Annotated in this window: 9 protein-coding genes and 1 pseudogene; 8 read left to right on the top strand and 2 right to left on the bottom strand. The window is 68.2% G+C overall.

Annotation, left to right across the window (positions count from 1 at the left end; genetic code table 11):
- Positions 1–52: 52 nt before the first annotated feature.
- Positions 53–682, bottom strand: a complete 630-nt coding sequence (locus B2284_RS01265; protein WP_074045450.1) for a DUF3043 domain-containing protein — start codon at positions 680–682, stop codon at positions 53–55.
- Positions 683–754: 72 nt separating this feature from the next.
- Here B2284_RS01265 and B2284_RS01260 point away from each other — a divergent pair, with 72 nt between their 5' ends.
- The 8 genes from B2284_RS01260 to B2284_RS01225 all read left to right on the top strand — a co-directional run bounded on the left by B2284_RS01260 (position 755) and on the right by B2284_RS01225 (position 8,269).
- Positions 755–2,122 (top strand): dipeptidase, encoded by a 1,368-nt coding sequence (locus B2284_RS01260; RefSeq protein WP_062258757.1) that lies wholly within the window; start codon positions 755–757, stop codon positions 2,120–2,122.
- A gap of 125 nt (positions 2,123–2,247) precedes the next feature.
- Complete coding sequence (locus B2284_RS01255; protein WP_006946591.1) at positions 2,248–2,931, top strand: M50 family metallopeptidase; 684 nt, start codon at positions 2,248–2,250, stop codon at positions 2,929–2,931.
- 94 nt (positions 2,932–3,025) lie between these two features.
- On the top strand, positions 3,026–3,388 hold the full coding sequence (locus B2284_RS01250; protein WP_006946562.1) for a HesB/IscA family protein: 363 nt from the start codon (positions 3,026–3,028) through the stop codon (positions 3,386–3,388).
- Positions 3,389–3,466: 78 nt separating this feature from the next.
- Positions 3,467–4,453: a carbohydrate kinase family protein gene (locus tag B2284_RS01245; RefSeq protein WP_006946602.1), complete on the top strand. Its 987-nt coding sequence runs from the start codon at positions 3,467–3,469 to the stop codon at positions 4,451–4,453.
- Positions 4,450–5,151, top strand: a complete 702-nt coding sequence (gene aat, locus B2284_RS01240; RefSeq protein WP_006946588.1) for a leucyl/phenylalanyl-tRNA--protein transferase — start codon at positions 4,450–4,452, stop codon at positions 5,149–5,151. The genes B2284_RS01245 and aat overlap by 4 nt, the downstream gene beginning before the upstream one ends.
- A 66-nt stretch (positions 5,152–5,217) precedes the next feature.
- A complete protein-coding gene (ctaC, locus tag B2284_RS01235) occupies positions 5,218–6,147 on the top strand; it encodes an aa3-type cytochrome oxidase subunit II (protein ID WP_074045449.1) in 930 nt (309 codons plus the stop codon).
- A complete protein-coding gene (ctaD, locus tag B2284_RS01230) occupies positions 6,147–7,871 on the top strand; it encodes an aa3-type cytochrome oxidase subunit I (protein ID WP_062258759.1) in 1,725 nt (574 codons plus the stop codon). Before ctaC ends, ctaD begins: the two co-directional genes overlap by 1 nt.
- Complete coding sequence (locus tag B2284_RS01225; RefSeq protein WP_062258761.1) at positions 7,868–8,269, top strand: cytochrome c oxidase subunit 4; 402 nt, start codon at positions 7,868–7,870, stop codon at positions 8,267–8,269. The genes ctaD and B2284_RS01225 overlap by 4 nt, the downstream gene beginning before the upstream one ends.
- 417 nt (positions 8,270–8,686) lie before the next feature.
- Here the strand turns inward: B2284_RS01225 and B2284_RS01220 are convergent.
- Positions 8,687–9,705 (bottom strand): annotated as a pseudogene (locus tag B2284_RS01220) (IS256 family transposase).
- Positions 9,706–10,601: the final 896 nt, after the last annotated feature.

Here is a 10,601-nt window from a genome sequence, read left to right as displayed (position 1 = left end):
GTGCGACCCCCTTCGTCATGCGTTCGTTCTGGACGTGCCGAGGTGAGGCGCGTCAGGCGACCGTGTCGCCCCGCTTCACCGTCGGACGGGGGAAGCGCAGGCGGCGCATCTGCATCGAGCGCGTCACCGCATAGAGGGCGCCGCCGCGCGGCACGGCACCGAACTTGGCGATGAGGTCCTTCTTGATGCCGCGCCACAGCAGGGCAGAGTCGATGAGGCCCGCGAGGACGATGACCCACACGAGCGCCAGGGTGATGGCGGCCAGCTTGGGCAGCAGGAACCACGAGAAGATCAGGATGAACATGAGCGGCATCGCGACCTCGCCCAGGCTGAGGCGGGCGTCGACGCGGTCACGGATGTAGCGCTTCTCGGGGCCGCGGTCGCGCAGCGGCAGCGCGGATTCCTCGCCACGATCCGCGGCTGCGCGCTGCTGGGCGCGCGCCTCGCGTGCGCGCTCCTTCTCTGCCGCCCTGGCTGCCTTGCGGTCGGTCTCGACGAGGGGGCGCCGACGAGCGGCCTCCTGGTCCCTGCGCTTAGGCGTCGGGCGGTTCTTCGCACCGGGGCGCGGAGTGTGCGCCGCATCATTCGTCGGGGCGGCCGGCTCGCGCGTCGCATCCTTCTCGACCGCGGTGGCTCCGACGGCGGTGGCGCCGCTGCTCGTCTTCTTCTTCACTGCTCGCACCCGCGCCACTTTACGTCACGCCCGCGCGCCTCCCATCCCCGACACAGGCGCGCGGGGGATACCGTGGCGGCTGTGACTGCCACCGTGAACGCGGGCGCCCCGGAGGATCTCCGCCAGCGCATCGCCACCCTCATGCCCGGCGTCGTCGAGGACCTCAAGGCCCTCACGCGCATCCCCAGCGTCTCCCTCGGATCGTTCGACCAACAGCACGTCGACGACTCCGCGCGCGCCGTCGCGAAGCTGCTCGAGGCCGAGGGGATGGACGTCAAGGTCGTCTCCGAGGGCGGCCGCCCGGCCGTCATCGCGCACAAGGAAGGACCCGCAGGGTCGCCGCGTGTCCTCATGTACGCCCACCACGACGTCCAGCCCCCCGGTGACGACGCCGACTGGCAGAGCCCGCCGTTCGAACCGACCGAGCGCGACGGTCGCCTCTACGGCCGCGGCGCGGCCGACGACAAGGCCGGTGTCATGGCGCACATCGCCGCGATCCGCGCCTGGGGCGACGACCTGCCCTGCACCGTCACCCTCTTCATCGAGGGGGAGGAGGAGATCGCCTCCGACTCCCTGCCCGCACTGCTGCGCACGTACGCGGACGAGCTGACGTCCGACGTCCTCGTGCTCGCCGACTCAGCGAACTGGGCCGTCGGCACGCCGGCGCTGACGACGACCCTGCGCGGCACCGTCCGCGCCGTCGTCACCGTCCGCACCCTGGCGCACTCGGTGCACTCGGGCATGTTCGGGGGCGCCGTCCCCGACTCGCTGACGACGCTGTGCCGCCTGCTCGCAACGCTTCATGACGACGCGGGCAGCGTCGCCGTCGCCGGGCTGGACTCCGACGAGAACGTCGACATCGACTACACGCCCGAGGAGCTGCGCCGCGACGCCGGCATGCTCGAGGGCACGCAGCTCATCGGCACGGGCCCGCTGGCCGCGCGGTTGTGGCGTGGGCCGAGCATCACCGTCATCGGGCTCGACGCGACGGGCGTCGACGTCGCGAGCAACACGCTCGCGGCGAGTTCGCGAGCCAAGCTGTCGCTGCGCGTCGCCCCCGGGCAGGACCCGCAGGCCGCCTACGAGGCGCTCGCCGAGCACCTGCGCTCCCACGCACCGTGGGGTGCGCAGGTGGAGGTGGAGCTCGAGGAGATCGGTTCCGGTTTCGACGCCGACGCCACCGGCCCGCTCTACGACGAGGCCCGCGCCGCCTTCCGTGACGCCTGGGGCAGCGACCCCGTCGACGTCGGCATCGGCGGCTCGATCCCGTTCGTCTCCTTGTTCGCGGAGATGATGCCCAACGCTGCGCTGCTCGTCACCGGTGTCGAAGACCCCGACACCCGCGCGCACGGCGCGAACGAATCGCTGCACCTCGGCGAGTTCGCGAAGGTCTGCCTCGCCGAGGCGGTTCTCCTGCAGCGCGTCGCGAAGGCCTCGGACGGCGCGTGACACCGGGCGCTCGACGACGACGGGTGAGGCCTGCGTGATGGCGCGTGGCCTCACCCGCTGTCGGGTGCCTGTGGTGAAGGCCGGGGTCAAGAGCCTCATCCATCCCGAGGGGGCGATGTCGGGACATGAATGACGACCTCATGCTGCTGAGCGCCGTCGTCGGTGCCGTGTGCGCGCTGGCAGGCTGGTTGTTCGGCCCGTTGCGTCATGCCGTGACCGCGGTCCACGAGGCGGGGCACACCCTCGTCGCTCTTCTCGCGGGGCGCAGCGTCCGCTCGGTGCGGCTCAACCGTGATTCGTCAGGTGAGGCGGTAAGCGTCGGCCGACAGGGTGGGCTCGGCGTCGTGCTGACCCTCCTGGCCGGGTACCCGGCGCCCGGGATCGTCGGGCTCGGGGGTCTGGTCGCCCTGCGCGCAGACCAGGCGCGGATCTGGCTCGTCGCCGGCGCCGTTGTCGTCGCACTCATGGCACTGCTCCTGCGCAACGCGTTCGGCGTCGTCGTCATCGCGTGCGTCGGGGCGTTGCTCGTCGCGACGCTACGTTGGGCCTCCGATCCCGTCACGAACGTCGTCGTGGCGAGCGCGTCGTGGTTCCTGCTCGTCGGCGGGCTGCGCTCCGCGCTCGAGCTGTTCCGCCCCCACGTCGGGCGTGACGACGCGATGGAGCTCGCGCGCGTCGGTCACGTCCCTGCGTTCGTCTGGCGGTTCGTGTTCTTGCTCGCCGCCATTGCGTGCCTGACGGCGGCTGCCGCCGTCGTCGGAGTGCTCGAGCCGGTCCGCTCGTCACTGGCGCGCCTCGGCGGCGCGTAAGGTGGGGCGGGAACACGGCGGGCCGCCGCGGTGTTGCACGAAGAACGGCCTGGAGACCACCAGGACCGAAGACGTGAGAGAGGATCGATCCACGATGACGGTGGAGACGAACACCCAGGCCGAGACGGCCACCCACGGCGTCATTCTGACGGACGTCGCCGCAGCCAAGGTGAAGAGCCTGCTCGAGCAGGAGGGCCGTGACGACCTTCGCCTGCGCGTCGGCGTGCAGCCGGGCGGCTGCTCGGGCCTCATCTACCAGCTCTACTTCGACGAGCGCACCCTCGACGGTGACCTCGTGCGCGACTTCGGTGGCGTCGAGGTCGTGGTCGACCGCATGAGCGCGCCGTACCTCGACGGCGCCTCCATCGACTTCGCCGACACGATCGAGAAGCAGGGCTTCACGATCGATAACCCGAACGCGGGCAGCTCCTGCGCGTGCGGTGACAGCTTCAGCTGATCCGATCGGCTCCGCCTCGGCGCCCACTGCTGCGATGGCAGCGTGGGCGCCGAACGCGTTTCACGGTAGGTTGATGCGGTGAAGATCGCAGTGACGGGTTCCATCGCAACCGACCATCTCATGACGTTCGACGGGCGTTTCGCCGATTCGCTCGTCGTCGAGCAGCTCGACAAGATCTCGGTCTCGTTCCTCGTGAACGACCTGCAGATCCGCCGCGGAGGCGTGGCGGGCAACATCGCGTTCGGCCTCGGCAACCTCGGCCTGCGCCCGATCCTCATCGGGTGCGTGGGCGCCGATTTCGCCGACTACGGCTCCTGGTTGGAGCGTCATGGCGTCGACACCTCTGAGGTGCGCATCTCGCAGACGCAGCACACCGCGCGTTTCGTCTGCACGACCGACAACGACATGGCGCAGATGGCGTCGTTCTACCCGGGTGCGATGTCGGAGGGGCGCGAGGTCGAACTCGGCCCGATTGCCGAGCGCCACGGGGGTTTTGACCTCGTCCTCATCGGCGCGCACGACCCGGAGGGCATGCGTCGCAACACGCAGGAGTGCCGGCGTCGGGGCATCCCGTTCGTCGCGGACCCCTCCCAGCAGCTGGCCTTCGGCGACGGCGCGTTCATCCGCGACATCATCGACGGCGCGCAGTACCTGTTCACCAACGAGTACGAATCGCACCTCACGGAGCAGAAGACGGGCTGGAGCGCCGACGAGATCCTCGACCGCGTCGGGGTACGTGTCATCACCCGCGGCAAGGACGGCGCGAGCATCCACCGCCGCGGTGAGCCGACGATCGACGTGCCCGTTGCCCAGATCGCGCAGGCGGTCGACCCGACGGGCGTCGGCGACGCCTTCCGCGCTGGATTCCTGGCCGGGTTGTCGTGGCAGCTCGAGCTGGAGCGCTGCGCCCAGCTGGGTTCGGTGCTCGCCGCTCACGTCATCGAGACCGTCGGCACCCAGGAGTACGTGCTGAAGGCGCCCGCCTTCCTCGACCGCTTCCGCGCGGCTTACGGTGACGCCGCGGCAGGCGAGGTGGCGGCGCGCCTGCGTGATCGGCGGTCGTGAACCCGCTCGAGCTCGAGTGCCGGTGGAACTTCGCCGACGCCGACTTCGACGCCGATGACGACCTCGTCGCCCTCGGCGCCGACCTCGAACCGGCGACGATCGTCGGGGCGTACTCCCAGGGCGTCTTCCCGATGGGTCTGGGGGAGGGCGGCGGCGAACCGCTCGGCTGGTGGTCGCCGCTGGAGCGCGGCGTCCTGCGTCGCGGTGACTTCCACGTCTCCCGCAGCCTGCGTCGCTCGGGCCGGACGATGGAGGTGAGCATCGACACCGCGTTCGACGACGTTGTCGCCGCCTGCGCCGACCCGAGCCGTGACGGCGCGTGGATCACCCCCGCCGTCGCCTCGGCCTACGGCGCACTCCACCGCCTCGGGGTGGCGCACTCGATCGAGGTGAGACAGGACGGCGAACTCGTCGGCGGCCTCTATGGGCTCGCGCTCGGTGGGTTGTTCGCCGGCGAGTCGAAGTTCCACGTCGCGACTGACGCATCGAAGGTGGCGCTGTGGGCGCTGAGCGAGGTCGTGTTCGCCGAGCCCGGGCCGCGTCTGATCGACGTGCAGTGGCGCACGGACCACCTCGCGAGCCTGGGCATCACCACCATGGAGCGTCCGGCGTACCGCGACGCCGTCGCGCACCTCGTCACCTCGCCGCCGATCACCGGTCTGGTGCCGGGCGCGCGGGTGCCGTTAGGCAATCGTTAGAGCCAGGAGATACCCCCCGCCCCTTGGCGAAGTCTGAGCCTGGGATAAGGTTTGAATGTGCCTGGTATGGATCTGAGGAAGGTGGACGCTGTGCGTCGGCCCTTACGGAAGACGAGCCCCTCGTGGCGTCGTCGAATTGCTGCTGTCGGTGTCGGTGGAGCGGTACTGCCGCTGACCGCGTGCTCCGGAGAGGTCAGCCGCGGCTGGCTGCCCGAGGGCGTCACCGAGAACTCCCACCATGTGATCGATTTCTGGGTGGACACCTGGTACTGGGCGCTCGCCGTCGGCGTGCTCGTCTGGGGCCTCATGCTCTGGTGCATCCTGCGCTACCGCCGTCGCAAGAGCGACACGGGCTTCCCGGCGCAGATGCAGTACAACGTGCCGATGGAGATCCTCTACACGGTCGTGCCGATCTTCATGGTCGCCGTGCTGTTCGGCAAGACGGTCGGGCTGGAGAACAAGCTGCTCGACACCAAGCCGAAGCCCGACGTGACGATCAACGTCGTCGGCAAGCAGTGGAGTTGGGACTTCAACTACGTCGACGCCAAGACCTACGACACCGGCGTCATGGGTGACATGAAGGCCGGCAAGCCGGGCGCCGAGGCCGGACTGCCGACGCTGTACCTGCCCGTGAACAAGCGCGTCGAGTTCGTGCTGACGACGCGCGACGTCATCCACACGTTCTGGGTGCCGCAGTTCCTGCAGAAGCTCGACATGATCCCGAGCAAGGTGAACAAGTTCGCCGTCGACACGACGCAAGAGGGCACCTTCAAGGGCAAGTGCGCCGAGCTGTGCGGTGCGTACCACTCTCAGATGCTCTTCAACGTGAAGGTCGTCTCGCAGGCGGAGTACGACAAGCACATGGACGACCTGCGCAAGCAGGGCAAGTCCGGCTTCCTGTCGAACTCCCTCAACCGTTCCAGCGTCGCCCCGCAGGACCAGCAGTACCTGCCCGAGGGTGTCGGCGCGTCGGACATCGTCAAGGAGGGTAAGTAATGGCTACGGCTACGACTCCCGCCGCAGGCCTTCAGCAGCGCCCCGAGGCACGGCGTCCTGAGGACTTCAACGCGGGCCGAACCATCGTCAAGTGGTTGACGACGACCGACCACAAGGTCATCGGCAACCTGTACTTCATCACGTCGTTCATCTTCTTCCTGCTCGGTGGTGCGATGGCTCTGGTCATCCGTGCCGAGCTGTGGTCGCCCGGCCTGCAAATCGTCGACAACCCGGAGCAGTTCAACCAGCTGTTCACCATGCACGGCACGGTGATGCTCCTGATGTTCGCGACGCCGCTGTTCTCGGGCTTCGCGAACGCGCTCATGCCGCTGCAGATCGGCGCGCCCGACGTCGCCTTCCCGCGACTCAACATGTTCGCCTACTGGCTCTACCTCTTCGGCAGCCTCATCGCAGTGGCCGGCTTCCTGACGCCGCAGGGTGCGGCCTCGTTCGGTTGGTTCGCGTACGCGCCGCTGTCGAGCACCACCTACAGCCCCGGTCTCGGCGGCAACCTGTGGGTCTACGGCCTCGCGCTGACCGGTTTCGCCTCGATCATGGGTGCGGTCAACTTCGTCACGACGATCGTCTGCATGCGCGCTCCCGGCATGACGATGTTCCGCACGTCGATCTTCACGTGGACAGTGCTCATCACCTCGATCCTCGTGCTGCTCGTCTTCCCGGTCCTCGCCGCTGCGCTGTTCGGCCTCGGCCTCGACCGCACGATGAATGCGCACGTGTTCGACTCGGAAACGGCCGGAGCCATGCTCTGGCAGCACATGTTCTGGTTCTTCGGGCACCCCGAGGTGTACATCATCGCGCTGCCGTTCTTCGGCATCATCTCCGAGGTCCTGCCGGTCTTCTCGCGCAAGCCGATCTTCGGTTACAAGACACTGGTCTTCGCGACGATCGCCATCGGCGCGCTGTCGGTCTCGGTGTGGGCTCACCACATGTACGCGACCGGCCAGGTGCTCCTGCCCTTCTTCGCCGTCATGACGATGCTCATCGCCGTCCCGACCGGCGTGAAGTTCTTCAACTGGATCGGCACCATGTGGGGTGGCTCGCTCACCTTCGAGACTCCGATGCTGTGGGCGCTCGGCTTCCTCGCGACCTTCCTCTTCGGTGGTCTGACGGGTGTCATCCTCGCCAGCCCGGCGCTCGACCTGCACCTGTCCGACTCTTACTTCGTCGTGGCGCACTTCCACTACGTCGTCTTCGGCACCGTCGTGTTCGCGATGTTCGCGGGGTATTACTTCTGGTGGCCGAAGTTCACCGGCCGCATGCTGAACGAGACGATCGGCAAGATCCATTTCTGGCTGCTGTTCGTCGGCTTCCACCTGACGTTCCTCGTTCAGCACGTGCTGGGTGTCGAGGGCATGCCCCGTCGTTACGCCGACTACCTCCCGGAGGACGGGTTCCAGTCCTTGAACCAGGTCTCGACCGTTGGCTCGTTCCTGCTGGGTGCCTCGATGCTGCCGTTCCTCTACAACGTGTACATCACGTGGAAGAAGGCGCCGCTCGTCACGGAGGACGACCCGTGGGGCTTCGGGGCCTCGCTCGAGTGGGCGACGTCCTGCCCGCCGCCGCGTCACAACTTCAACAGCATCCCGCGCATCCGTTCCGAGCGCCCCGCGTTCGACCTGCACCACCCGGAGGTCGGGGTCTTCTCCGTCCTGCCGGCGCAGGACACGGTTGACCAGCTGGGTGGAAAGGCTCACACCGCATGAAGACGTCATACAAGCTCTTCCTCGTGCTCGGCCTCTTCTACTTGCCGCTGATCTTCATCTACGGTCACTTCAGCCACTGGGACGAGCCAGTGGGTGTCGTCGGCCTCGCGCTCAGCACCGGCTTCGGCCTCATGATCGCCGGTTACTTCGCGGTCACCGACCGCAAGCTGGGTGCGGGCCCGAGCGACCGCCCCGAGGGCGAGATCAGCGAAGTGTCCGGCGAGCAGGGCTTCTTCTCGCCCTACTCGTGGACGCCGCTGTGGCTCGCCGCTGCGATTGCGCTGCTCGCGTTCGGGATGGCTGTCGGCTGGTGGATCGTGTTCATCGCCGCTCCGCTTGTCTGCGTTGCAGTCGTGCTGTGGACGTTCGAATACTTCAGTGGCGAGCACGCCATCTGATCACTCGCACCAAAGATCGCCCCGCCCTTCCTCTGGAAGGGCGGGGCGATCTGCATGTCTGGGATGAAGCGGACTCGCTAGTTCGGCTGTGCGACGTCACGCGAGCATGCGGTGATGACAGTGGCGGGGCCGGCAAAGCCGCCCGGGCGCCCCACAGCGGCCCGTGCGTACCTGCGATTTTCGTCGACGTTTGCGATTTCCGTCCCCCTTTCGCCAATGACGTGCCCATCTGCGAATCGCGTCGGCAACTGCGAAGCACGATCAAACTACTGCGAAGCACGATCAACTCACGCAGCGGATCTTGCGAGAGTGCGGGGATCGCGGCGGCTCGCTCGCGCTCGCGCGCGTCGCTCCTGGGCGCGCCGGCGGTCAAGTCTCTGGCGGTGGTGTAACGGTGTGTTCCTTCGCGGGGTGGGTTCAGGCGGTGAGTGCGGGCATGGGTTCGTGTCCTGGCTCGGTGGGCGGGTCGGTGAGGATGGCCGCGTGTGAGCGGGCGAGGACGTCGAGGCCGAGGTAGCGTCGTCCTTCGGCCCGTTCATCGATTTGTTCGGCCAGGATGGCGCCGACGAGATGCACGATCGCGTCGCGGTTGGGGAAGATTCCGACGAGTTCGCGGCGTCGTGAGTGCGGCATCGTTGCCAGCTCGCGGCGGGCAGGTTCGCGCTGATCGCTTCGCACAGACCGGTGGGCCTCGCTGGTGATGAGCAGGACACTGCTCGGGCCGCGGGCGACGAGGTCGGCGAAGAACTCGTTCCTCGCTGACCCGGTTTCGCTCGTGGCCACGCGCAGGCCGAGCACTTCACGGTGGCCGTCATTGTTGACGCCGGTGGCGAGCGAGACGACGGTGTTGATCACGCGGCGTCCTTCCCGCGCGTTCATCGTGAGGGCGTCGGCGGTGACGAACGTGAACGGGCCTGCATCGTCGAGGGGGCGGTGGCGGAAGTCGTCGTGGAGCGGGTCGAGGTCGGCGCCCATACGGCTGACCTGGGACTCGACGGCGCGTTGGTGCCGAGGGTTTTTCGCCAGCTTGGGGGTACCACCCGCTACGAACCCCGCGTCGCGCGCAGCGGGGGAGCCCTGCGGTGCGTGGACACGCCGGCGAGGTAGCAGTCAGCGACGACGGTGTTGAGTGCGGACTCGGCTCGTTTGCATCGTTCCATGAGCCAGTCGGGGGAAGTAGGCGCCTGAGCGCAGCTTCAATACAGCGATGTCGAGGGCGCTGAGGCGGGTGTCGAGGTCGCGGTGGCGGTAGCCGTTGCGGTGGGTCGTGCGTGTCGGGCTGGGTTGGCCCCACTCGGCGCCGGTCACGGCGTCCGCGTCGGCGGACAGCAGAGCGCTGAGCATGGTTTGCAGTAGGTGGCGCACCATGTCCGGGTTGCTTCGGACAAGGCTTCGCCCAGCACGCTGGCAGGGTCGACAATGTGAGGTGCGGTTATCGTGATGACTCCGTTCGAGGATTCTGTAGGAGGTTGACTCGAAGGATCACGCGGTGGCTGCGCCCACGTCCAAGAGGCCGGGGGCGCGACGACCGGTGTTTCACCACAATCAGGGACTCATCTGCGCCGCGGCTACGCTGCCGGCACAGCAGGCCAGGGCCAATCGCCGCCGTCATCGCAGGGCACCGACGGGCGACTTGCTGGGCGCGCCGCCATCAGCTCAGGCGAAGGACCATGCAGAGACGCTGCTGGGCGCCCGCCGCCTCTCACAGCGTGGTGCGCGCTCCTTGCCTCCCGAGGCGGCGCCCTCATGCCCGCTTGTAGGGGTGCCCGCTCGCAGGCGGGGGCAGGGCAGGCTGGTATGGCGTCGGCCGTCTCCCCACGACCACCAGCCGTTGAGCGACGACCGGGGCCGGGAGGCGACGACGAAACGGCCCCGGGCACGATGGCGACATTGTTCTGACGCGAGTAGGAGGCGGCTCCGGCCACGATGTCGACGTTGCCCTGACGTGAGCACGAGGCGGCTCCGGGCGCGATGAGCGAACGGCTCCGGCCGCCGAGCGAGGCACCGCTGTACGGCACGATGAGACGGGGGAGAATCCCTCCGGACCACGTGGACGCATGAGCTGATGCGTGGGCGACACCCTCACGACCGGTGACGAATGCGAGACAAACGCGGGCGAGGGGGATCGAGGCGATGCGGTGCGTCCAGAGCACCATCCCGGGCGAGGCCGGCAGCCTCGCGGAACTCCGCCACCCGAAGCGCGTGGCGACCTGGCACCCGCAGACGCCTGCACCCGGGAAGCTGCCCTTCCTCCCTGGCCGGCCCACCTGAGGTGGCCATGGAGCGTCGTCCTGACGCCTCCCGGCCGAGATACGCCGAAGGCCCCCGACAT

This window comes from Dermacoccus sp. UBA1591, assembly GCF_002322065.1.
In the GTDB taxonomy this organism is placed as follows: Bacteria; Actinomycetota; Actinomycetes; order Actinomycetales; family Dermatophilaceae; genus Dermacoccus; species Dermacoccus nishinomiyaensis.
The sequence above is the reverse complement of the archived record's forward strand: the minus strand, read 5'-3'. Positions and strand labels throughout refer to the sequence as shown.

Coding starts and splice junctions, on each gene's coding strand:
- B2284_RS01255 (WP_006946591.1), top strand. CDS start 2,248: ATGAATGACGACCTCATGCTGCTGAGCGCCGTCGTCGGTGCCGTGTGC.
- B2284_RS01250 (WP_006946562.1), top strand. CDS start 3,026: ATGACGGTGGAGACGAACACCCAGGCCGAGACGGCCACCCACGGCGTC.
- ctaC (WP_074045449.1), top strand. CDS start 5,218: ATGGATCTGAGGAAGGTGGACGCTGTGCGTCGGCCCTTACGGAAGACG.
- ctaD (WP_062258759.1), top strand. CDS start 6,147: ATGGCTACGGCTACGACTCCCGCCGCAGGCCTTCAGCAGCGCCCCGAG.
- B2284_RS01225 (WP_062258761.1), top strand. CDS start 7,868: ATGAAGACGTCATACAAGCTCTTCCTCGTGCTCGGCCTCTTCTACTTG.